This is a genomic window from Actinomyces ruminicola, from assembly GCF_900103885.1.
GTDB lineage: Bacteria > Actinomycetota > Actinomycetes > Actinomycetales > Actinomycetaceae > Actinomyces > Actinomyces ruminicola.
Genome location: NZ_FNIM01000005.1, coordinates 82054 through 104399, shown reverse-complemented (window position 1 = coordinate 104399; position 22346 = coordinate 82054). Strand labels below are relative to the sequence as shown.

Annotated in this window: 22 protein-coding genes and 2 tRNA genes; 16 read left to right on the top strand and 8 right to left on the bottom strand. The window is 70.3% G+C overall.

The annotated features are described in order from the left end of the window. Positions 1 to 22: 22 nt before the first annotated feature. On the top strand, positions 23 to 1027 hold the full coding sequence (locus BLR49_RS06170) for a 2-hydroxyacid dehydrogenase (RefSeq protein ID WP_218121316.1): 1005 nt from the start codon (positions 23 to 25) through the stop codon (positions 1025 to 1027). Positions 1028 to 1073: 46 nt separating this feature from the next. Further along, on the top strand, positions 1074 to 2177 hold the full coding sequence (locus tag BLR49_RS06165) for a glycerate kinase (RefSeq protein WP_092535055.1): 1104 nt from the start codon (positions 1074 to 1076) through the stop codon (positions 2175 to 2177). A gap of 97 nt (positions 2178 to 2274) precedes the next feature. On the opposite strand, the gene BLR49_RS06160 is transcribed toward BLR49_RS06165, so the two are convergent. The 3 genes from BLR49_RS06160 to BLR49_RS06150 all read right to left on the bottom strand — a co-directional run bounded on the left by BLR49_RS06160 (position 2275) and on the right by BLR49_RS06150 (position 6841). Beyond that, the gene (locus BLR49_RS06160) at positions 2275 to 3357 is read right to left on the bottom strand and encodes an LCP family protein (protein ID WP_092535053.1); all 1083 of its coding nucleotides are present in this window, start codon (positions 3355 to 3357) and stop codon (positions 2275 to 2277) included. Between the two features lie 17 nt (positions 3358 to 3374). Further along, positions 3375 to 4361, bottom strand: coding sequence for an LPXTG cell wall anchor domain-containing protein (locus BLR49_RS06155; protein WP_092535050.1), 987 nt, complete (start codon positions 4359 to 4361; stop codon positions 3375 to 3377). A gap of 338 nt (positions 4362 to 4699) precedes the next feature. Then, positions 4700 to 6841, bottom strand: coding sequence for a M13 family metallopeptidase (locus tag BLR49_RS06150; protein ID WP_092535047.1), 2142 nt, complete (start codon positions 6839 to 6841; stop codon positions 4700 to 4702). An 86-nt stretch (positions 6842 to 6927) separates the two neighbouring features. Between BLR49_RS06150 and BLR49_RS06145 the strand changes: the two genes are divergently transcribed. After that, positions 6928 to 7392, top strand: coding sequence for a ribose-5-phosphate isomerase (locus BLR49_RS06145; RefSeq protein ID WP_092535044.1), 465 nt, complete (start codon positions 6928 to 6930; stop codon positions 7390 to 7392). Between the two features lie 82 nt (positions 7393 to 7474). Further along, positions 7475 to 8449 (top strand): Fpg/Nei family DNA glycosylase, encoded by a 975-nt coding sequence (locus BLR49_RS06140; protein WP_092535041.1) that lies wholly within the window; start codon positions 7475 to 7477, stop codon positions 8447 to 8449. Positions 8450 to 8581: 132 nt separating this feature from the next. On the opposite strand, the gene epsC is transcribed toward BLR49_RS06140, so the two are convergent. The 3 genes from epsC to BLR49_RS06125 all read right to left on the bottom strand — a co-directional run bounded on the left by epsC (position 8582) and on the right by BLR49_RS06125 (position 11402). Next, complete coding sequence (gene epsC, locus BLR49_RS06135) at positions 8582 to 9157, bottom strand: serine O-acetyltransferase EpsC (protein ID WP_092535038.1); 576 nt, start codon at positions 9155 to 9157, stop codon at positions 8582 to 8584. 245 nt (positions 9158 to 9402) lie between these two features. Beyond that, positions 9403 to 10332 carry a cysteine synthase A gene (gene cysK / locus BLR49_RS06130; RefSeq protein ID WP_092535035.1) on the bottom strand — a complete coding sequence of 310 codons (930 nt, stop codon included), beginning with the start codon at positions 10330 to 10332 and terminating at the stop codon, positions 9403 to 9405. 374 nt (positions 10333 to 10706) lie between these two features. Then, the gene (locus tag BLR49_RS06125; RefSeq protein WP_092535032.1) at positions 10707 to 11402 is read right to left on the bottom strand and encodes an IMPACT family protein; all 696 of its coding nucleotides are present in this window, start codon (positions 11400 to 11402) and stop codon (positions 10707 to 10709) included. 187 nt (positions 11403 to 11589) lie between these two features. Here BLR49_RS06125 and rpmF point away from each other — a divergent pair, with 187 nt between their 5' ends. The 3 genes from rpmF to BLR49_RS06110 all read left to right on the top strand — a co-directional run bounded on the left by rpmF (position 11590) and on the right by BLR49_RS06110 (position 12016). Further along, the gene (rpmF, locus tag BLR49_RS06120) at positions 11590 to 11754 is read left to right on the top strand and encodes a 50S ribosomal protein L32 (RefSeq protein ID WP_092535029.1); all 165 of its coding nucleotides are present in this window, start codon (positions 11590 to 11592) and stop codon (positions 11752 to 11754) included. Between the two features lie 66 nt (positions 11755 to 11820). Further along, positions 11821 to 11891: transfer RNA gene (locus BLR49_RS06115), tRNA-Gly, on the top strand. Positions 11892 to 11942: 51 nt separating this feature from the next. After that, a tRNA-Pro gene (locus BLR49_RS06110) sits at positions 11943 to 12016 on the top strand. 559 nt (positions 12017 to 12575) lie between these two features. On the opposite strand, the gene mmuM is transcribed toward BLR49_RS06110, so the two are convergent. Next, positions 12576 to 13502, bottom strand: coding sequence for a homocysteine S-methyltransferase (gene mmuM / locus BLR49_RS06105; RefSeq protein WP_092535026.1), 927 nt, complete (start codon positions 13500 to 13502; stop codon positions 12576 to 12578). A gap of 255 nt (positions 13503 to 13757) precedes the next feature. Here mmuM and BLR49_RS06100 point away from each other — a divergent pair, with 255 nt between their 5' ends. The 7 genes from BLR49_RS06100 to BLR49_RS06070 all read left to right on the top strand — a co-directional run bounded on the left by BLR49_RS06100 (position 13758) and on the right by BLR49_RS06070 (position 20269). Next, positions 13758 to 15104 (top strand): amino acid permease, encoded by a 1347-nt coding sequence (locus BLR49_RS06100; protein WP_218121319.1) that lies wholly within the window; start codon positions 13758 to 13760, stop codon positions 15102 to 15104. A 59-nt stretch (positions 15105 to 15163) separates the two neighbouring features. Next, complete coding sequence (locus BLR49_RS06095) at positions 15164 to 15463, top strand: FMN-dependent dehydrogenase (protein ID WP_092535020.1); 300 nt, start codon at positions 15164 to 15166, stop codon at positions 15461 to 15463. 193 nt (positions 15464 to 15656) lie between these two features. Beyond that, positions 15657 to 17090 carry a trigger factor gene (gene tig / locus BLR49_RS06090; RefSeq protein WP_092535017.1) on the top strand — a complete coding sequence of 478 codons (1434 nt, stop codon included), beginning with the start codon at positions 15657 to 15659 and terminating at the stop codon, positions 17088 to 17090. Between the two features lie 165 nt (positions 17091 to 17255). Then, positions 17256 to 17930, top strand: a complete 675-nt coding sequence (locus tag BLR49_RS06085) for a TetR/AcrR family transcriptional regulator (protein WP_086614685.1) — start codon at positions 17256 to 17258, stop codon at positions 17928 to 17930. Further along, entirely contained in the window at positions 17923 to 18774 is an 852-nt protein-coding gene (locus BLR49_RS06080; RefSeq protein ID WP_092535014.1) for an ABC transporter ATP-binding protein, read from the top strand. Before BLR49_RS06085 ends, BLR49_RS06080 begins: the two co-directional genes overlap by 8 nt. Next, positions 18771 to 19484 carry a fluoroquinolone export ABC transporter permease subunit gene (locus tag BLR49_RS06075; RefSeq protein WP_092535011.1) on the top strand — a complete coding sequence of 238 codons (714 nt, stop codon included), beginning with the start codon at positions 18771 to 18773 and terminating at the stop codon, positions 19482 to 19484. The genes BLR49_RS06080 and BLR49_RS06075 overlap by 4 nt, the downstream gene beginning before the upstream one ends. Beyond that, positions 19481 to 20269: a hypothetical protein gene (locus BLR49_RS06070; RefSeq protein ID WP_218121315.1), complete on the top strand. Its 789-nt coding sequence runs from the start codon at positions 19481 to 19483 to the stop codon at positions 20267 to 20269. The genes BLR49_RS06075 and BLR49_RS06070 overlap by 4 nt, the downstream gene beginning before the upstream one ends. A gap of 54 nt (positions 20270 to 20323) precedes the next feature. Here the strand turns inward: BLR49_RS06070 and BLR49_RS06065 are convergent, their stop codons facing one another. After that, a complete protein-coding gene (locus tag BLR49_RS06065) occupies positions 20324 to 20677 on the bottom strand; it encodes a cupin domain-containing protein (protein ID WP_086614688.1) in 354 nt (117 codons plus the stop codon). A gap of 306 nt (positions 20678 to 20983) precedes the next feature. Between BLR49_RS06065 and BLR49_RS06060 the strand changes: the two genes are divergently transcribed. Further along, positions 20984 to 21622 carry an ATP-dependent Clp protease proteolytic subunit gene (locus tag BLR49_RS06060; RefSeq protein ID WP_092535005.1) on the top strand — a complete coding sequence of 213 codons (639 nt, stop codon included), beginning with the start codon at positions 20984 to 20986 and terminating at the stop codon, positions 21620 to 21622. A gap of 1 nt (position 21623) precedes the next feature. Next, positions 21624 to 22319 (top strand): ATP-dependent Clp protease proteolytic subunit, encoded by a 696-nt coding sequence (locus BLR49_RS06055; protein WP_092535002.1) that lies wholly within the window; start codon positions 21624 to 21626, stop codon positions 22317 to 22319. The last annotated feature ends 27 nt before the right edge of the window (positions 22320 to 22346 follow it).

The following is a 22346-nucleotide window of genomic DNA, read 5'->3' as shown; positions in this document are numbered from 1 at the left end:
ACCCCCAACGAAAGGCAATTCCATGACCACTTCTACAAATAGTGTGGACGCCATGAAGCCGACCAAGTCCGTCTACGTCGCCCGGCTGCTGACCGAGTCCGTCACCCGCGAGCTCGGCTCCCACGCCGGCCTGGCCTTCGACATCGGCCAGGAGGCGCCGCCCGCCCGGGCCGAGCTGCTGGAGCGGGTCGCCGACAAGGACGCCGCCATCGTCACGCTGACCGAGCGCATCGATGAGGAGTTCTTCGCCGCCGCCGGCCCGGGTCTGAAGGTGGTGGCGAACGTGGCCGTCGGCTTCGACAACATCGACCTTGCGGCGGCCGCCCGCCATGGCGTGACCATCACCAACACCCCCGGCGTGCTGGACGGCGCCACCGCGGACCACACCTTCGCCCTCATCCTGGCCCTCGGTCGGCGCATAGTTGAGGCCGACCGCTTCATCCGCGAGGGCAACCAGTGGGTGTGGGGCCCGCGCATGTTCGTCGGACTGGACATCTCCGCCGGCGCCACCCTGGGCATCATCGGCCTGGGCCGCATCGGCCTGGCCGTGGCCCGGCGTGCCCGCGCCTTCGACATGCGCGTAATCGCCACCGACGCCACCCGGCCCCTCGGGTCCACGGTCGAGGGCGTCGAGATCGTCAGCCAGGAGGAGCTTCTGGCCGCCTCCGACGTGGTCACCCTGCACGTGCCGCTGCTGCCCTCCACCCGCCACCTGATCAACCGCGAGACTCTCGCCGCCATGAAGCCCGGCGCCTACCTGGTCAACTGCGCGCGCGGCGGCATTGTGGACGAGCAGGCGCTGATCGAGGCGATCGACTCCGGGCACCTGCGGGGTGCCGCCATCGACACCTTCGAGGGGGAGCCGCAGGTGAACCCCGAGCTGATCGCCAGGCCGCAGGTGGTGCTCACCCCGCACACCGCCAGCGCGGGTGAGGCGACCCGCGACCGCATGTGCCGACTCGCCGTCGACAATGTTCTCGCCGTGCTGGCCGGGCGCGAGCCGCTCACTCCCGTGCAGACCGCCTGAGGCGAATGCCGAGGCCCCGCCGCGACCGGAGAGGAAGGACAGCACCGTGAAGATCGTTCTGGCACCCGACTCCTTCAAGGAGAACATGACGGCCCCCGAGGCCGTCCAGGCCATGCAGCACGGCGTGCACGACGTTTACCCCGACGCCGAGACGGTCATGGTGCCCATGTCCGACGGCGGAGAGGGATTCGTGGATGCCGTCACCGCTGCCTGGGGCGCTGGGCTCGTCACGGCGTCCACCGTCGATGCCCTGGGCCGCCCCATCCGGGCCGCCTACGGGCTCGACGGTGACCGCGCCGTCATGGACGTGGCCAGCTGCGCCGGCCTGGAGCTCATCGACCCCGCCGACCGCGACGTCCTGCGCTCGAACACCGCCGGACTGGGACTGCTCATCAAGGACGCCGTCGGCCGCGGCGCGCGCACGATCGTGCTGGGCATCGGCGGGTCGGCGACTAACGACGCCGGCCTGGGCATGCTCACCGCCCTGGGCGCTCGGCTCCTTGACGACGCCGGCGACCCCGTGGCCCCCTACCCCGACCAGTTCGGTCGGATAGCCGCCATCGACCTGGCCGGCCTGCTCCCGGAACTCGCCCGGACCCGGTTTCAGGTGGCCTGCGACGTGACCAACCCGCTGACGGGCCCTGCCGGCGCCACCGCCGTGTTCGGGCCGCAGAAGGGCGTCGCTCGCGAGTCGGTGCCGGTTCTGGATCGCGCCCTGGCGCACGTCGCCCGGGTATCCGGTCACGAGCCGGAGGCGGCCGTGCCCGGGGCCGGTGCCGCGGGCGGCCTCGGCTTCGCCCTGCGGGTCTTCCTCGGCGCCGTCCTGGAGCCCGGAGTCGAGCTGGTGGCCCACGCCGTTGGCCTCGCCGACGCCGTGGCCGGAGCGGACCTGGTGCTGACGGGGGAGGGGTCAGTGGACGCCCAGACCCTGGCGGGCAAGACGCCCGCCGGGGTCGCCCGCGTCGCAGCCGGGGCGGGCGTGCCCTGCGTCGTCTTCGCCGGGCGCATCAAGGACGGGGCGGAGAACCTGCTCGAGCACGGGGTGCGCGAGCTGGTCAAGGTCGGCCCGCCGGACGAGCCCCTGGCGCAGGCGCTGCGCCACGGCCAGGAGAACCTGCGCCGCGCCGTCGGCGACTACCTGCGGCGCTGATCCCCAGCCGGTGCGGGGCCGCCATGCGTGATTTCTACCGATCTGGGCACGTGACTTCTACCGATCTGGGCATGTGACTTCTACCGATCTCGGCGAGTCATTCTGCGGGGGCGCAGGTGCCGGGAGTGTAGCCGTAGGCGGCCAGGGTCTTGTAGGTCTGGTCCGTCGGCGGTGCCGCGAAGCCGTCGCCAACGGGGCCTGCCGGAACCTCCACCAGGTTGACGGCGGCGGTCGTGCCCTCGCCTGAGTCGCTGACGGCGCGGGCCAGTCGGGCCAGGTCCAGCAGGCCGGTGCCGGAGTCGACCCCAAGGTTTCCGGTGAGCGTCCACGCCAGCGACTGGAGCGTCAGCGGGTTATGGCTCCGCTCCAGCAGGGCGGAGATGACGCAGCGCATGACGACGCCGGTGAAGTGGCTGCGTCGTTCTGCCCCCTCCTGCTCCGACAGCGCCACCCACTGCCCGTTGCGCTGCACCTCCGGGTGGCGGGAGCGCACCAGCGCGAGCGCATCGACGCCGTTCAGGTGCTGCGGGCCCGCAGTACCGATCTCAAGGCCCGAGTAGGTGTCGCGCACGGGTTCGTCGATGTCTACGTCGATGCCGCCCAGCGAGTCGACAATCCCGGCGAACTGGGACATATCGACGGTTACCACGTGGGCCGTGGCGATGCCGTAGGTGGAGCAGAGCGCGTCGACGGTGCGCTGAGGCCCCTGAAGAAAGGAGGTCGCCAGACGCTCGTCGAACAACTGCCCCTGCGCCACGGTCAGGTCACGCGGCAGGACCAGCACGTTCACGCCGGCGGCGGTCGGCTGCACCAGCGCGGCCACGTCGGCGCGGGCGCCGTCGCCCACGTCCTCCACGCCGCCGTAGCGGTCGGGGCCATCGGGCAGATCGGTGCGCGAGTCGGTGCCGATCACCAGCCAGGTCTCCGGGGCGTCCGCCCCGGCGGCGTCGGCGGCTGTGGTGAGGCTCGGCACGTCCACGCCGAAACGATCCAGACGGGCGTACAGCACGCCGAGGTCACCGATCCCCAGAAGCAGCGCGGCGGCGAGGAACGCGCCCAGGGTGGTGAGCAGCGGCCGTCTGCGCCACCGTGCGAGCACCCGCGCCCGCCAGGCGTTAACCGCCTGGCGGGCGCGGGTGGTGATGCTGGTCGCTGCGGGCGACGACTCCGGTGCTGTCATCGCCGACAGACTAGCGGTCAGGCGCGACGGCGGGAGCGCAGCAGTACAGCGCCGGAGGCGACCAGGCCGGCCGCGAGCACGGTCAGGGTCAGGCCCTCAGCGCCGGTCTTGGCAAGCTCCTTGCCGGAGGCCTTGGCCGGAACCGCGGCGGCCACCGTCGGGACGGCCGTGGAACCAGTGCCGGCCGTGGTGTCCGTACCCGTCGCGGCGCCGTTGCCGGCGATGCTGTTGCCGCTCGGGTCGTCGGTCGAGCGGGCGGTGGTGCTGTAAACCCCGTTCTTCACGGTGATCAGCGAGACGGAGTCGCCGCCCTCGCCGTAGCGGGAGCCGGTCAGGCGCGACACGTAGGTGCCGTCCGGGACGGAGGGGGCGGGGAAGGTGCCGGAGAAGTTGCCGTCGGCGTCAACGGTGCCCGAACCGATCGTGGCGACGGGAGTGGCGTCGGCGGAGTCGGCGTCGGCCTGGCTGATCAGCGTGGCGGTGGCGGTCTCGCCCGGGGTCAGGCCGGAGGCCGTGATCTCGAAGGACTGCTGACCGGCGGTGCTGCCGTGAATGATGTAGGAGCCGTCGAAGCTGGTGCCATCCAGGATGATCGCCTCGGAGGCGATTCCGCTTTCGCCGACGTTGTAGGCGTTGCACTGAGCCACGATGTACCACGGGTCCACATCGGAGTCGCCGCCGACCTCGGCGACGGCGGTGGACAGATCCAGGGTCGCGGTCCAGGCGCCGTCGGTGCCGGCGTCGACCTCGACGTAGGTGGAGAAGCCGGAGTCCGCCTGGCTGTCGGTGAGGGCGACGCGCACCTTGCCGGGGTTGTCTGCGCTGCCGCAGCCGGATCCGGTCACGGTGATCGAGGAGTTGGGGTCGACGACGAGGCTGGCGGGGGCGTCGAGCGTGAAGCCGTCCGCGGTGGTGTCGGCGAGAGCGGGGGTGGATACGGCTACACCGCCGGCCACAAGGGCGGCGGTGGCGCCGACGGCGGTGATGGAACGTCCTAGACGCATAGATCCTCCAAATGGGATAGATGAGACACGGCGCGGGGCGGCGCCGGACTGAGCTCAGCCTCTCCCGGATCTCGTTTTGAAGACAAGCCTTTCTTGTGTGATCTACCTGTGATTCCGGGCCGGGCTGCCGCCTCAGGAGTCACAGCAGTCGCAAACCTGGGACCTATATCCCGGAAAAGGGGTCTTCTCGCACGAATCGATGGGGAGAAGTGCCCATGTGAGGAGGCCGACTTACAGGGCCTGTTACCAGCAGCTTCCAGCCGATCCCCGCGGTCCCGTCGGCTCGCGCGGATCCGGGGCGGTGCCGCCGGGCCGTTGCCGGCCGACGGCCCCTCGCCTCACCAGATCGTCACGCGCTCTTCGGGCGCGAGCCACAGCGCATCACCCTCGGTGACGCCGAAGGCGTCGTAGAAGGCGTCCACGTTGCGCACGATCCCGTTGCAGCGGAACTCCGCGGGAGAGTGGGGGTCGATCGTCAGCAGCAGCTCGGCGTAGTCGTCCCGGCTCTTGTTGCGCCAGATGCGCGCCCACGAGTAGAAGAAGCGCTCCAGGCCGGTGAGTCCGTCGAGCACCGGCGCCTGCCGCAGGGAGTCGATCCCGGCGTCGGCCAGGGCCAGTGCGTAGGCCTTCAGCGCGATGCCCAGGCCGCCCAGGTCGCCGATGTTCTCCCCGATCGTGAGCTCCCCGTTCACGTGCGGGACGGCGTCGGCCTCCTTGCCCTCGGCCTGCGCCCGCGCCACCAGCGCCTCCGGGCGGTAGGCGTCGTACTGGGCGATCAGCGCATGGGTGCGAGCCTCGAAGGCCTCCCGGTCGGCCGGGGTCCACCAGTCGGTCACCTTGCCGTGCCCGTCGAAGGTGGATCCCTGGTCATCGAAGCCGTGGCCGATCTCGTGGCCGATCACGGCACCGATGCCCGCGTAGTTGACGGCGTCGTCGGCCTGCGGGTCGAAGAAGGGCGGCTGCAGGATCGCTGCGGGGAAGACGATCTCGTTCATCGTCGGGTTGTAGTAGGCGTTGACCGTCTGCGGCGTCATGTGCCACTCCTCCCGGTCCACCGGGCCGCCCAGCTTGCGCAGGGCGCGGGCCAGTTCGAATGCCTCCACCGAGCGCACCGAGCCGACCACATCACCGGGCGTCACCGTCACGGCGCTGTAGTCGCGCCACTTGCTCGGGTAGCCGATCTTCGGGGTGAACAGGGACAGCTTCTCCAGGGCGCGCTCGCGGGTGGCCGGGCCCATCCACTCCAGGGCGGAGATCGACTGCCGGTAGGCCTCGATCAGGCGAGCGACCAGCTGCTCCATACGAGCCTTGTGCTCGGGCGGGAAGTGCCGGGCCACGTACAGCTCGCCCAGCGCCTCGCCCAGCGTTCCCTCGATCAGGCCGACGCCCCGCTTCCAGCGGGCCCGCAGCTCGTCCACGCCCTGGAGCGTGTGGGAGTAGAAGTCGAAGTTCTCCTCCACGAAGGCTCGCGACAGCAGCGCGGCGCGGCCGTGTACCAGGTGCCAGGCCGCCCAGGCGCGCAGGTCCTCCAGCGGCGTGTCCTGCCACACCTGCGCCAGGTGCGGCAGGTAGTCGGGCTGCTCAACAATCGTCTCGTCCAACAGCGTGCCCGGCTGCGCGCCTGCGGCCGCCACGGCCGCGTTCACGCCCTCGCGCCAGGTCGTCCAGGGGAAGCCGGGCGCGGAGCCGACCAGCTCGTCCCAGGCAGTGGGGTTGTTGATCTTCTCGATGTCGCGGCAGGCCACCCGGTCCCAGTGACCCTTGGCCAGCGCCGTCTCAACCGCCATGATGCGCCCGGCGAGCACATCCGCGGCGGCCCCCAGCCGCTCCGGCAGCTCGGCCAGATCCAGCATGCGCGCCACGTGGGCTACGTACGCCTCCCGGATCTCGGCGCGGTCCTCCTCCCGGTAATACGACTCGTCCGGCAGGCCCAGACCCGACTGCTCCATCCAGGTGGTGTAGCGATCCGGGTCGTTCAGATCCACCTCGACGGCGATGTCCACCGGCCCGGTGAAGCCGGCGGCCAGGTGCGCGCCCAGGGCGCGGGCGAGCGCATCCTTGTCCGCCGCCGCCAGCACCGGCTCCAACTCGGGGGCGAGCGGAGCGGCGCCAAGGGCCTCGACGTGCTCCTCGTCCAGGAAGGCGGCGTACAGTGCGCCGAGCTTGTCCGCGGGTGTCGTGGGGACGTCTGTATGGGGGGCGGAGGCCAACTCCTGCAGGATGTCCCGGCAGGCCGCCTCCGCGGCGTCACGCAGCACCAGGAAGGAGCCGGTGGCGGGGCGGTCGGCGGGGATCGTCGTCGTGGCCAGCCAGGTCCCGTTGACGTGCCGGAACAGGTCGTCCTGCGGGCGTACGGAGGCGTTGGCCGCAGCGGTCTCGTATACGCCCGCCAGCACGGTGGCGTCCGAGCCTGCGGACGCCACCGAAGAATCGGCGCCGGATGCGGGGGCGGACGAGGAGGAGTCGGTCGGATCAGTCATGGCGCAACGCTAGCCCGTGCCCAGCGAGCCGCCCGCATCCGCAAGCGGATGGCGCCAAAGGTGTTCGCGTGAGGCACAATTCACCCATGCGCATTCACATCGGTACCGACCATGCTGGATTCGAGCTCAAGGGCATTCTGGTCTCGCACTGGCGCGAGGCCGGCCACGAGGTCATCGATCACGGCTGCTATGTCTACGACCGCCTTGACGACTACCCGGAGTTCTGCATCGCCTGCGCCGAGGCCGTGGTGGCCGACCCGGGCAGCCTCGGGGTGGTGCTCGGCGGCTCCGGCAACGGCGAGCAGATCGCCGCGAACCTCGTCGACGGCGTGCGCGCGGCGCTCGTGTGGAACGAGGAGGTCGCGCGGCTGGCCCGCCAGCACAACGACGCCAACGTCGCCGGCCTCGGCGCCCGCATGCACCCCACCGAGGAGGCGGTGCGGATCCTGGACGCCTTCATAGCCGAGCCCTTCAGCGGCGAAGAGCGCCACCAGAACCGGATCGACCAGATGGCGGACTACGAGCGGCACCGCCCCCGGCGGCAGGCCTGATCGCCGCGCGCCATTCCCAGCCACTGACAGTGCCGCTTGTCACGTTGTAAGTGGAGCATAACCATCGGGTAGCGTCCCCGGCATGCCAGAAGGCCACACCATCCATCGCCTCGCCGGCGCCCTCATGGAACTGTACGGCGGTCAACGCCTGACCGTCTCCTCCCCGCAAGGGCGCTTCGTCGCCGGCGCCGCCCGCCTGGACGGGCAGGTGCTCCTGGACGGCCAGGCGCATGGCAAGCACCTGTTCCTGGCATTCGCGCCGGTCGCCGACGTGCCCGTCGACTCCCCGGACGTGATCTGGCTGCGCATTCACCTGGGCCTGTACGGCTCCTGGACCTTCGACGGCGACAGCGCCTTCACCGCGCCCCACTCCATCGGCGCGCCCCGCCGCAAGGTGGGCGAGCGCGGGGAGCACGCGCTGGCGCACGGCGGCGGCTCAGCGCTGTCCGGCATCAGGGGTGAGGAGCCCGCCTCCGCCGCCCCCGGCGACTGGACGCCGCCCGCGCCCCGCGGTGCCGTCCGACTGCGCCTGGCCGGTGAGCACGGGGTGGCCGACCTGACCGGCCCGGCCGCCTGTGAGCTGCTCGACGCCGAGGGGGTGGCCGCGGTGCGTCGTCGCCTGGGGCCTGACCCGCTGCGCGCCGACGGTGATCCGGAACAGTTCATAGCCGGGGTGCGCCGTCGCAAACGGGCGGTCGGTGAGCTGCTGATGGACCAGTCGGTGCTGGCCGGAGCGGGCAATATCTTCCGCGCCGAGACGCTCTTCCGGGTGGGGCTGTCCCCGTTCCGCCCCGGCAACCGGGTCAGTGTGAAGCGGCTGCAGCAGGTGTGGAACGACCTGGTGCCGCTCATGGAGTACGGGGTGGCCACCGGCTTCATCACCACGGTTGACGCCGCGGAGGTGCCCGAGCCGCTGCCGGTGGGCGATGAGGAGGCGGGCCGCTGGTACGTCTACCACCGCACGGACAGACCCTGCCTGCGCTGCGGCACCGCGATCGCGGAGCGCGAGGTGGCCGGCCGACGCCTGTTCTGGTGCCCGAGCTGCCAGGCCTACTGACCGCGCCCGCTGCCGCCACCACGTTTGCAGGCCGCACGTGAACGCCGCCCCCGGGCTCCGGAGTCGAGCTCCAGGGCACAGGGGGCGGCGGGCTGACTCTGGCCGGAGCCGGCCGGACACGGTAGGAGGCGACTAGATGTAGATGGTCGGGTCGAGCATGAGCTCGGGGTCGGTGCGCGGGTCACGGGCACGTGCCGGCACGCCGACGCCGACGTGGTCCGCGGGGAGGTTCTTCACCAGGACGGCGTTGGCACCGATCTTGGCGCCGTCCTCCACCGTCACCGGCCCGAGCACCTTGGCGCCGGCCCCGATCTGCACGTTGTTGCCGATGGTGGGGTGGCGCTTGCCGGGGTTCATGGACACCCCGCCGAGCGTGACGCCGTGGAACATGAGCACGTCGTCGCCGACCTCGGCCGTCTCCCCGATCACCACCCCCATGCCGTGGTCGATGAAGAAGCGCTCGCCGATCTTGGCGGCGGGGTGGATCTCAATGCCGGTGGCGGCGCGGGCCGCCTGCGACAGGGCGCGAGCCGCGAAGTAGCGGCCCCGGAGCCAGAGGTGGTGTGCCGCGCGGTGCGCCCACAGGGCGTGGACGCCCGGGTACAGCAGCGCCACCTCGAGGTTTGAGCGCGCCGCCGGGTCTCGGCGTCGGGCGGTCGCCAGATCCTCCTTGGCGAGATCAATGAACGACCGACTGGGCTTATGCATGGTGCTCCTCTGGCAAGGGCCTGACGGCAGGTCTGACAACTGACAGGGAAATCAGGGATGGAGTACGCGGGCGGCGCTGTGAACAGCGCCTGACCTGCGATGACCCGCACGGGCAACGCCAGTGGTGGCATCCCTGTTCCCGGGATACCACCACCGACGCCGGAGCGTGTCCGAATCCGCTGTGGGATATGACCGAATGCGGGTGCGGGCGGCCGCGGTTCGGCGGGGCCGCCGGTGGTCGGCGGCTAGTCCAGGTACTCGGCGTACAGCGCGGTCGACAGGTAGCGCTCGCCGGTGTCCGGCAGCAGCGTGACGATCGTCTTGCCCGCGAACTCCGGGCGCTGCGCGATCTGCGCGGCGGCGGCCAGGGCCGCACCGGAGGAGATGCCCACCAGCAGGCCCTCCTCGGCGGCGGCGCGGCGCGCGTAGGTCAGTGCCGTGTCGGACTCGATATGAAGCAGCTCGTCCCAGATGGACTGGTCCAGCACTTCGGGGATCACGTTGGGGCCGATGCCCTGGATCTTGTGCGGTGCGGCCTTGCCCTCGCTGAGCAGCGGGGACTCGGCGGGCTCGACGCCGAAGATCTTCACGCCGGGTACCTGCGCGCGCAGGACCTGCCCCACGCCGGTCAGGGTGCCGCCGGTGCCGATGCCGGCGACGAAGGCGTCGACCTGGGAGTCGGTCGCCGCCAGAATCTCCTGCGCGGTGGTCTCGCGGTGGATCTGCGGGTTGGCGGGGTTGGTGAACTGGGAGGCGAGCACGGAGTTGGGGGTGACGGCCTGAATCTCCTCCGCGCGCTTGACCGCGCCCGCGACGCCGCCCTCGGTGGTGAGGACCAGGTCGGCGCCGAAGGCCCGCATAATGGCGCGGCGCTCCTTGGACATGGTCTCGGGCATGGTGATGACCACCCGGTAGCCGAGCGCGGCGCCGACCATGGCCAGGCCGACGCCGGTGTTGCCGGAGGTCGCCTCGATGATGGTGCCGCCCGGCTTGAGCGCGCCGGAGGCCTCGGCCGCCCGGACGATCGAAAGGGCGATGCGGTCCTTGACGCTGCCGGCGGGCTCGAAGGCCTCGACCTTGGCCAGGACGGTAGCGGGGGCGCCGTCGGTGACGCGATTGATGCGGACCAGGGGAGTGGAGCCGACGAGTTCGGTGATGTTGGCGGCGTATGACATTGCAGTTCCTTAAGTCTTGTGAAGGTGCGGAGCAGATGCGCCGGGTCGGTGGGAGTGATGTGTAGCTCCAGAACCTGAAGGGCGCTTGAGTGCTTGAGGGGTCGAAGGGGAGGGGCGTTAGCAATGCCCTGAGCGCCGGGCATGCGCGCTGCGGCGCGCGCACAGTGTCGTGGCCAGGCGCTCTATCGACACTGGCAGCAGCAGGGGGACATCACGCGCATGACGCTCATGGCCGTCATGGGGGTCCTCCTCGGTACTGGTGCTGCTGAAGGCTGCGGAGTCCCGTCGGCGTACAGTGCGCAGGCCCTCCTCGGGCAAGACCCTAGCGCGTGCGCCGGCGCCGATGTCAAATGTTCCGCATGGTGAGGTGCGTTTCATTGTGCGGGTGCGAGGGCGGTCTCGATGACGCTGCTGCCAGCGGGCTCGGCGACAGCAGCACCCCCGGTCAGTGCCGCCAGTTGCTCGCTCAGCGCCTCGGCGTCGGCCGAGGGCGTGGACAGCGTGAGGACCGCGTGGGTCGCCGCCCACGCCGTCCCCTCCACCCCGATTCCCCCCGGGCCGCGGCCGCGCAGCTGCGCCTCCAGCCTGCCGGCCTCGGTCACGGGCACCCGCACCCGCCACAGGTGACGGGTGTCCAGACGGACCCGGGAGGCGGCTGCCAGGGCCTGGGCGGCGGCCTGCGAGTAGGCCCGGGCCAGGCCACCCGTGCCCAGCAGGGTTCCGCCGAAGTAGCGGGTGACGACGACGGTGGTATTGGTCAGGCCGGTACCGCGCAGCACATCCAGCATGGGCCCGCCGGCGGTGCCGGAGGGCTCGCCGTCGTCGCTGGAGCGTTCGATGGGCTGCGCCCCGGGCACGGAGACGGTGAAGGCGGTGCAGTGGTGGCGCGCCTCCGGGTGCCGGGTGCGGACGGAGGCGATGAAGGCACGGGCGGCGGCCTCGTCGTCGGTGCGGGCCGCCCGCCCCAGGAAGTGGGAGCGCTTGACCTCTAGATCGGTCTCCGGCTGCTCTCCTCGTGCCAGCGTGACCACGGCAGCGGGTGCGGCGTCGGTGGGGGAGTGCGCGGTCATGTCCTCATGTATAGCGGCGGATGCTGGTACGGCACTGTTTTCAGGGGGGACGGGACTGATCTCACACGGCCGGTGAGGGCGCCGGGCTGGAATGGGCTCCGGTCGAACCGCTAAGGTGACCCCTGGTCAACTATCCTTCGGGCTGCTCGTGACCGGGTGGCCCCACGAGTTTGAGAGGAGCGGGCTCATGGCAGTACCGAAGCGGAAGATGTCCCGCAGCAACACCCGCAATCGTCGTTCTCAGTGGAAGGCCAAGCTGCCCGAGCTCCAGACGGTTCGCGTCGGCGGCCGCAAGATCGCGGTGCCTGGTCGGCTGTCGAAGGCCTACCGGACCGGCCTCCTCGAGGACTGAAGCCGCTGACGTCCCGGCGATGCCGGTGACGAACCGGCAGCAGCGGCGGGCCCGGGCCCGTCCCACGCGGGTGTAGCTCAATGGTAGAGCCTCTGCCTTCCAAGCAGATGGTGCGGGTTCGATTCCCGTCACCCGCTCGGTGAACGCGCGGCCGTCCCGAATATCGGTGGCGGTCGCGATCGTTTACGCGGGGTGTGGCGCAGCTTGGTAGCGCGCCTGCTTTGGGTGCAGGAGATCGTGGGTTCAAATCCCGCCACCCCGACGACGAGAAGGTCCATGAGCTTGCTCATGAGACCTTTGAGGAGGAAGGGGCAACCAGGCCGCCAGGCCGAATACCCCGACGACGAGGACACCCGCAGGCCTCCTCGAAAAGTGCTTGGCCTCCGCGCTCAGAGCTGGTCGCGGTTGGAAGCTCTGCCTTAGTTGCACACTCAAGACGCCGCTTAAGTCTTAGAATCCGCGTGATTGTGCGGTTTCGGCGATCGGGTTCGATACAGTGGCAGGCCTCCCGTGTGCGACGGGGGCCTCGTCGCACACGGGAGCACCTTCACTGCTTTTCCGCCGATCCAGTGATTCCGCGTCATTTCAATGAAAAACCAAAGTCAGGAGTTTTTGTTCTGACAACTCCGGTGTGCAGCCACGTTCGGTGGAGCTGATTCACGGAACCGACAGGCGTCGCATCGCCTCACTGAGAAGGACCTCGACAGCGGCTCCGGTCGGGTTCAGCGTGTCACTCGTGTCGGTCTCACGAAGAAGAAGTGGGGGGAGGTGCCTGCCGGACCCCGTGGACGGCCTGGGACCCTCACCGTGGCCGCGGGCTCTCACACCGCGGCCGCCAGTGCGCGAATCTGCGCCGGGGTGGTGCGGCAGCAGCCGCCCGCGGCGCGCACCCCCAGCTCCTTCCAGGCCGGCAGCGCAGCGGCCAGCAGGCCCTCGTCGTTGCCGTCTCCGGACCAGGTCTTGGTGTCGGCGTCGTAGTCCTCGCCGGAGTTCGGGTAGACGATCAGCGGCAGGCTGGTGGCCTCGGCGAGCCGCCCCAGCGCCGTTGTCGCCGACTCCACCCCGGTGCAGTTCGCCCCCAGCAGCCGCACCTGCGGGCAGGCCTGCGCCCAGGCGGCGACGTCCTCCAGCGGCGTGCCATCGCGCAGCGCCCCGCCGTCATCGCGCACCGACAGCGACAGCCACGCGGGCACCCCCGGCGCCTGGTCCGCCAGCAGCCCCAGCAGCGCGCGCAGCTCCGGCCCCTGCGGCATGGTCTCCAGTGCCAGCACGTCCACGCCCGCCTCGACCAGCAGCCGCAGCCGCGGGCGGTGGAAGTCGCGGAAGCCCGCCTCAGACAGCGTGTAGGCGCCGGTGTACTCGGAGCCGTCGGCCAGGTAGGCGCCGTACGGGCCCACCGACCCCGCCACCAGGCCGCGCCGCCCGGTTGCCGCCTCGTGCTCGTCGCGGGCCCGACGGGCCAGCCGCACCGCCTGGCGCACCAAGTTCTCAGCATCCGGGCCGCTCAGGCCCGCGCGCCGGTAGGCGTCTAGATTCGCCTGATAGGTGTTCGTCGTGGCCACATCGGCACCGGCCTCGAAGAAGCTGCGGTGCACCTCCGCGATCGCCCCCGGCGCGTCCCGCATTGCCAGCGCGGACCACAGGGGGCCGGAGGTGTCCACGCCCCGCTTCTCCAGCTCGGTCGCCATTGCGCCGTCGAGGACGATCGTGCCTCGCTGCGCCAGCAGGCGCGCCAGTGCATCGCTCACGTCGGCTCCTTCCCGCTCCCGTTCCCTACTGTCACCCGCCGGCCTTTGACGGTGCAGCCAACCCTAACCGGATAGGCCGGACGCACCTCCAGGAATCTCATGGAACTCAACCACGAGGACGCGACCGCATCCGCGTCGCCCGAGCCAACTGCCCGCGCCGGGTCCAGCCCCGCCGCCTCGCCGTCGCCGGCGGGACGGTCATCCGTGCCCGGCGATGACCCTGCTGCCGACAGGCACGACCGCCTCCAGCGCAAGATGAGCTCCCGCCACCTGACCATGATCTCCTTCGGCGGGGTGATCGGCACCGGCCTGTTCCTCTCCTCTGGCTACACCATCAGCCAGGCCGGCCCGCTGGGGACCGTGCTCGCCTACGCCATCGGCGCGCTCCTGGTCTACCTGGTCATGCTCTGCCTGGGGGAGCTGAGTGTGGCCATGCCCTGGACCGGCGCCTTCCACGTGTACGCCAAGGAGCTGATCGGCCCCGGCACCGGATTCGTGGTGGCGGTGCTGTACTGGCTGACCTGGACCATCGCGCTCGGCTCGGAGTTCACCGCCGCCGGCGCCATCATGCGCCACTGGTTCCCCACCACGCCGGTGTGGATGTGGGCGGCCATCTTCATCGTGGTCGTATTCGCCTCCAACGTGTTCTCCGTGCGGGTATTCGCCGAGGCCGAGTCCTGGCTGGCGGGGGTGAAGGTATTCGCCATCATCGCCTTCATCGTGCTCGGCACCTTGGCCATCGTCGGCCTCATCCCCATGATCGACGGCTCGCCCGCCCCGGGACTGGGAGGCCTCACCCGTGACGGCATCTTCCCGAGGGGCCTCGGGGCGGTTCTGACCACCATGCTCACGGTCAACTTCGCCTTCTCCGGCACCGAGCTGATCGGCGTGGCCGCGGGGGAGACCGCCGACCCCGGTCGCAACATCCCGCGCGCCATCCGCACCACCCTGGTGCGGCTGACGGTGTTCTTCATCGGCTCGATCGTGGTCATGGCCGCTCTGATCCCCTGGCAGGAGGCGGGGGTGAGCGCCTCGCCCTTCGTCACCGTGCTGGACATGATCGGCGTGCCCCACGCGGGCGACATCATGAACGTGGTGGTGGTCACCGCGATACTCTCGGCCGCCAACTCCGGGCTGTTCGCCTCCACCCGCATGCTGTGGTCCCTGGCCAACGAGGGGACGATCCCGAGGATCGTCGCCCACACCAACATGCGGGGCGTGCCGGTGGTGGCGCTGGCCCTGTCCATGGTGGGCGGGCTGCTCGCCCTGCTCAGCTCCGTGGTTGCCGCGGACACCGTCTACCTGGTGCTGGTGTCCATCTCCGGGCTGGCGGTGGTGATCGTCTGGATGGCGATCGCCGCCTGCCAATTCCTCTTCCGGCGCCGCTGGCTGGCCGCCGGGCACGACGCCGCCGAACTCGGCTACCGCACCCCCGGCTACCCCCTGGTCCCCATCGCCGCCTTCATCGGCTCGGCCGCCTCCTGCATTCTGATCGTCTTCGACTCCTCCCAGCGCTCCGCCCTGTACTGGACCGTGCCCTTCGTGGCCCTGTGCTACGCCGGCCACGCCCTGGCCCTGCACCGCGGCTGGGTGAAGGCCTGAGCCGGAGGCCGACACGCGTATGCAACGGCGGCGTCCTGCGCGCGCCGTAGGCTGCCGCCATGCCCTCCTACCGCAGCATCCTCACGGTCACCGACCTACTGCCCGGTCACGGTCCGCGGGACGTGGAGGCCGCCGCCCGCGCCGCCGTGACCTCCTCGACGACGCTCGAGGCCTTCCAGGTCGATGTCGTGCGCGGCCGGCCGCGCGTGACCGTCCGCTTCACCGGTGCCGACGACGCCGAGGCGCGCGCCGTCCATCACCGCACCTTGGCGCAGGTGCGGCAGGCCGCCGTTGTGTCGGCGCAGGTACTCGCCAAGGTGGTGGGTGGGCGGAGCGTGCCCATTGCCATGGAGCAGTGAGGCCTGCACCGGCTACCGCCGTCGCCGGGAGCCGAATGTGAGCAGTTCCCGCCGCCTGTGGGTGGGCTCATTTGTCACCGGGCCGCGGCCGTGCCCTAGGATGGCCCGGAATTGACGCCGCACCAGGGCGTCTGCCAGGGCCAGCCCGGCCCCGCACCTACCAGTCGCATTCATACATTCGGAGCAGAACCCCGTGAAAAGCACCGTCGAGAACCTTGACCCCGCGCGCATCAAGCTGACCGTGGAGGTCCCCTACGAGGAACTGGGGCCGAGCCTCGACGCCGCCTACAAGGAGATCGGCTCCCAGGTTCAGATCCCCGGATTCCGGCGCGGACACGTCCCGCCCCGCATCATCGACCAGCGCGTCGGCCGCGCCTCCGTCATCCAGGAGGCCGTCAACAACAAGCTTCCCGACTTCTACCGTGACGCCATTACGGAGTCCGGCCGCGTGCCCATGGGCCAGCCGGACATCGAGGTCACCGAGCTCGTCAACGTGACCGGCCCCCAGGGCGGCCAGCTCGCCTTCACCGCCGAGGTCACCGTGCGCCCCGAGTTCGACCTGCCCGAGCTCGGCAGCCTGGACGTCACCGTGGACGCCATCGAGATCACCGACGCCGACGTGGACGCCGAGCTGGACAACCTGCGCGCCCGCTTCGGCTCCCTGAAGTCCGTCAAGCGCGCCGCCAAGACCGGGGACTTCGTCACGATCGACCTCAAGGCCGTCATCGACGGCGAGGAGGTCGACTCCGTGTCTGGCGTGTCCTACGAAATCGGCAAGGGCAACATGCTCGAGGGCCTGGACGACGCCCTGGTGGGTCTGAAGGCGGACAAGTCCGCCACCTTCACCACCAAGCTCGCCGGCGGTGAGCACGCGGGTGAGGAGGCCGAGGTCACCGTCACGGCCACCGCCGTCAAGGAGCGCGAGCTGCCCGAGGTCGACGACGAGTTCGCCGAGATGGCCTCCGAGTTCGACACCGTCGACGAGCTGCGCGAGGACCTGCGCCGCCAGGCGACCGAGCGCAAGACCGGCGACCAGGCGATCGCCGCCCGCGACGCCCTCCTGGAGAGGCTGCGCGAGGCGGTCTCCTTCGACGTGCCCGACTCCGTGGTCGACGACGAGATCAAGCAGCACCTGCAGGCCGAGGGCAAGGCCGAGGACGACCCGCACGCCGAGGAGATCCGCGACGACGTCACCTCCGGCGTGCGCGACCAGATCCTCCTGGATGTGCTCGCCGAGTCCCTGGACGTGTCCGTCACCCAGGACGAGCTGCTGGAGTTCCTCATGCAGACCGCCCAGCAGTACGGCATGGAGCCCGCCCAGTTCATGCAGGGCGCCCAGCAGGCCGGTCAGATCCCCGCCTTCGTCTCCGAGATCGCCCGCAACAAGTCGCTGGCCATGGGGCTGCGTCAGGTGACGGTCAAGGACTCCAACGGTGAGGTTGTGGACTTGACCGAGTTCATCGGCTCCGACGAGCTCGACGCCGAGCTGAGCGCCGCCGCCGCGGCCCAGGCCGCCGCAGACGCCGACGAGGTCATCGTCTCCCCGGCCGACGCGGACGACGACTCGGCCGACTCCGGCTCCTCCGCGTCCTCCCCGTCCGCGGACAGCGCCGACGACGCCGAGTGACGTCCACCCGGAACGCTCACGAGGGGCCCGCGCCGGTAAGGCGCGGGCCCCTCGTGCATTGCGGCGGACAGGCGGCGAGAGTATTGCGGCGCCGATATCCGACAGGTACCGTATGACTCAACAGTCATATGACTGGGTGGTCATATCGATGTGGACGGAGTACTGATGCCCAAGGACACGTTCTTCAACCTCACGCAGGACAAGCGTGCCCGCGTAATGGATGCGCTCAAGGCGGAGTTCGCGGAACGCTCCTACGCGCAGGCATCGGTCGACCGCGTCACGGCCGCCGCCGGCGTCTCGAAGGGCAGCTTCTACCAGTACTTCGACGACAAGCTCGATGCCTACACCCACCTGGTGCGCGAACTCATGGACGCGCGTATCGACGTCCAGGACGCGCCGGTGCCCGAGGCGCCCTTCGACGAGGTCCTTCGCGCGATGGTCCTGGGCAGTCGCGACTTCTTCCGGCGCGATCCCCGCGGCTGGGCGGTGCTTGCGCGTGCACTATCCGCCGACGCTCCCGTCGTGCTCGGCTCGGACGAGACCGTCAATGCGGGCGTGCATCGGTGGGCGGTTGCCGCGATCGCCGCCGGACAGGCGGGCGGCGAGCTGCGCGCAGACGTGGACCCCGAAACCGCCGCCTGGATGATGGAGAGGGTACTGCTGGGCGTGCCCGAGTACGTCGTGTCCCGGTTCGGGGTGAGCCCGCAGCAGGCGGCCGCGGACGGCAGCGCCTTCGACCGCCCCGAGATCGCGGCGGTGGCCGACGACGTCGTCGCCATGCTCGTAGCCGCGTTGATGCCTCAGCCGCAGAACCGCACGGGCGGGCGGGCCCATGGTTGAGGCGATCGCCACCCGCTCTCTCGGATTCGCCTACCGAGGTGCTGCCGCTCCCACACTGCACGGCATCGATCTGACGGTCGGTGTCGGAGAGGTGATCGGTCTGCTCGGGCCGAGCGGTGCGGGTAAGTCCACCCTGCAACGGGTCTTGACCGGGCAGCTGCGCGGCGCGACGGGTGACGCCCGGGTACTCGGGCGGGAGCTGTCCTCATGGGGGCGCGAACTGTACGAGCGCGTCGGGGTCGGCCTTGAGCATCCGGTGGCCGTCGGCTGCCTGACACTGCGAGAGAATCTCGCTTACTTCGCGCGCATGTATCCGGCAGACACGCGTGAACCGGACGAACTGCTGGAGCTACTCGGGCTGGCAGAGGACGCCGGCCTGCGCGCCTCGGTCATGAGCAAGGGCATGGGGATACGCCTGAACGTCGCGCGGGCACTGCTGCACCGTCCTGAACTGCTCTTCCTAGACGAGCCGAGCTCGGGGCTGGACCCGGTCGCCGCGTCCCGGATGGTTGATCTCATCACTCGTGAACGTGAGCGCGGCTGCACCGTGGTCGTGACCACCCACGACATGGTCCTCGCCCAGGAGGTGTGCGACCGCGTCGGCTTCGTCGTCGACGGCACCATCGTCGAGACGGGTGCGCCCGCTGAGCTGCGGCGGCGCCACGGCAGGCGTGAGGTGGTATTGACCTGGGACGGGGGCCGGTCCGTGTTTCCCCTCGACGGCCTGGCGGATGACCCGGGCTTCCACCGCGATCTGCGCGAGCGCCGGGTGCACACCCTCCACAGCCAGGAGGCGGACCTGGCCCAGGTGTTCCGTGCCGTCACGGGGCGGGAGCTGTCATGAGGCACGCGGTGCGGCGCACGGCGGCGACCCTCATGCTGGATCTGCGGCGCCAGACGGTCGGCGGTTGCTGGTTGGTGGCGGTGCTGGTCGGGGCGGTGGTGGCGGGCATGGTACGAGGGTCGGGGGTAGAGCCCACCCGCTGGTGGCCGATCCTTCTCCTTGGCGAATTGACGGTGACCTGCTTCTACTTCGCCGCCGTGCAGGTCCTGGCCGAGCGGGGGGAGGGAGTGCTGACGGCCCGGGCGCTCACGCCGACGCGGGAGGAGGAGTACCTGGCCGCTCTAATGCTCTCCCTCGGGGCGTTGGCGGTGGTGGAGTCGGCGGTGCTGGTGCTGGTTACCGGCGACGCGCCGCGGCACTGGCCCGCGTTGATCGCGAGCGTGCTGGTACTGGCCGCCTTCGAGGTGCTCTACGGAGTGATCGTCGTGGCCGGATACGACACGGTGGCGGCCTTCCTGCTGCCCTCGGGATTGTGGACCGCGGTGTTCATCGTCCCGGTGCTGCCCCTTGTGGGGCTGGGCGGCGGCTGGTGGCTGTGGCTCCACCCCCTACAGCCCGCAGTGATCCTCGTGGAGGTCGCCTTCGACCGCGCTACGGGCGCGCTCGCGGCGCCCGCCGTCGTCGTGGGGGCGCTCTGGGCCGCGGTGGGGATGGTAGCCGCTCGACGGCGTCTGCACGCGATGAGCATCGAGGCCGGGGAGAAGTCATGAGACGCAGAGGTTTTTGCCGAGCCGGGGCGAGGACTCCAGGAGGCGCCCGCACGGCGACGACGATCGGGGCACTGGCCCGCATGGCGCCACTGGACCTGCGCCGTCTGACGCGCGATGAACTGCTCTCGTGGATGGCGGTGCTGCCGCTGGTAGTTGCCCCGGTGCTGCGTATGGCCGCTCCGGGGCTGGTCGGCGCGCTCTCGCATCTTGGCCTGGACGCGGGCTCCTGGCTGGAGCCGTTGGGCGCGGTGGCATTCGCCGTGATCACTCCCGTGCTGATGGGAACCGTCGTCGGCTTCATGCTTTTGGCGGACAAGGAGGACGGCACCTGGCGGGCCGTGGCGGTGACCCCGGTGTCATTGCGCGGCTACCTGGTCTGGCGCGCCGGTCTGGCTGTGGGGCTCGCCGGTCCGCTCGCGCTCCTGGGGCTACGTGTAGGCGGATTGAACGATCTGGGCTGGGGTGCGGGCACGGGCCTGGCTCTGGCCGGAGCGCCCCTGGCGGGTGTTACCGCCCTGGCGCTGGCCGCATTCGCAGACTCGACGGTTCAAGGGGTGACGGGAGTCAAGCTTGGATTCGTAGTGCTCGTACTGCCCGCCGCCGTCTTGGACCGCGGCGGGCCGTGGAGCCTGTCAGCCGTGGTGCCCTCGTGGTGGCCGCTGCGGGCACATGCCGCGATACTCGATGGGCAGATATGGCAGCCATGGGCGGCAGGAGCGGTAGCGATCAGCGCCGCCCTAGCGGCGGCCTGCCTGTGCCGCACCGCCAGATCCGCGGTGGGCTGACGCGCGCCCGGCGTGCGCATGATGGCCGTGCATGGCCCGGTGGAACCGGGCATGTCAGCCCCGGGACTCGCGATCATCGACCTCCACCATGACCAGCTGCAGGCGGCACGGGGTGACCGCCGTGAGCGCGTGGCGGTCGTTGGGGGCCAGGTAGATGACGTCGCCCGCGCGCATGCGCTCGGTACGCTGGCCGATCGCGAAGTCCATCTCGCCCTCCAGCAGCGTGACGACGACCGCCTTCGTGGAGGCGTGCTCGGTCAGCAGCTGCCCGGCGTCGAAGGTGAAGATCACGGTGCGCAGGACGGCGTTGTTGACCACGACGCGTGAGGTGGTCGCCTCCTCGCTGATCGGGAGGGCCTCATTCAGACCGAGGCGGAACAGGGACTCGGAGACGGGCGTGGTGGGCACGGCTGACTTCCTTTCACGGCTGCGCGTGGATTGTGCGGACTTGGCGTCCTCTGGCGGAGGGATTTAATACCGCGTATGCCGTTTCAAATCCTTGAGCCGAGGTTACCCGTGTTCTGAGTAGGCGCATCGGTGGGCTCTGGCACACTTCGTCCCTTGGGACCCCGTCGCTAAGCGGCGGGCGACGGCGTCGGGGTGGGCGAACCGCACCGTCGTCGTGTGGGCCGTGAGCGAAAAGCCCCCGATCCTGGGCATGCGCTGGACGGGCATCGGGTTAGCGTTGGCATCACCGAACACGGAAGGACTGACGTGAGCGAGCTCCACACGCCCCCGGCGGCCACCACCCCGGCCGCCGCCGACGGATCCGGGACGGGCCTGGGCCTGACCGACTCCATCTACAACCGTCTGCTCAAGGAACGCATCATCTGGCTCGGCTCCGAGGTGCGCGACGACAACGCCAACGCCATCTGCGCGCAGATGCTGCTGCTGGCCGCCGAGGACCCCGAGCGGGACATCTACCTGTACATCAACTCCCCGGGCGGCTCCGTGACCGCCGGCATGGCCATCTACGACACCATGCAGTACGTCCAGCCCGACGTGGTCACCGTCGCCACCGGCCTGGCTGCCTCCATGGGGCAGTTCCTGCTGTCCTCCGGCGCCCGCGGCAAGCGCTACATCACGCCGCACACCCGCGTGCTCATGCACCAGCCCTCCGGCGGCGCGGGCGGCTCGGCCACCGATATCCGCATCAACGCCGACCTCATCATCAAGATGAAGCAGGAGCTGTCCGAGATCACCGCCGCGAACACCGGCCACACGGTCGAGGAGATCATTCGCGACTCCGACCGCGACCACTGGTTCTCCGCGACCGAGGCTCTCGAGTACGGCTTCGTCGACCACATCGTGAGCTCCAGTCGTGAGATCGGCCCCCAGAACGGAGAGAACTGAGATGACGAGCTCTCGCCCCTACTTCGACGCCGTCGCCCGGCAGTTCCAGGCCGCGGGCATGGCCCCGCAGTCCCTGCCGCAGGCCCGCTACGTGCTGCCCCAGTTCGAGGAGCGCACCGCCTACGGATTCAAGCGGCAGGACCCCTACGCCAAGCTGTTCGAGGACCGGATCGTCTTCATGGGCGTGCAGGTCGACGACGCCTCCGCCGACGACATCATGGCCCAGCTCCTGGTTCTGGAGTCCCAGGACCCCGACGGCCTGATCACCATGTACATCAACAGCCCCGGCGGCTCCTTCACCGCGCTGACGGCCATCTACGACACCATGCAGTACATCAAGCCGCAGGTGCAGACCGTCTGCCTGGGGCAGGCCGCCTCCGCCGCTGCGGTGCTGCTGGCTGCGGGCTCGCACGGCAAGCGCCTGGCACTGCCCAACGCCCGTGTGCTCATCCACCAGCCCGCCATGGAGGGCGTGCAGGGCCAGGCCAGCGACATCGAGATCATCGCCAACGAGATCGACCGCATGCGCGCCTGGCTGGAGGAGACCCTGGCCTTCCACACCGGGCAGCCGGTGGAGAAGGTCCACGCCGACCTCGAGCGTGACACGATTCTGACGGCCACCGCCGCCAAGGAGTACGGCATCGTCGACCAGGTGCTGTCCTCCCGCAAGGCCCCGCCCTCGCCGCACTCGGCCTGAGCGGGAGCGCGCTCGCCGCTGGAGGGG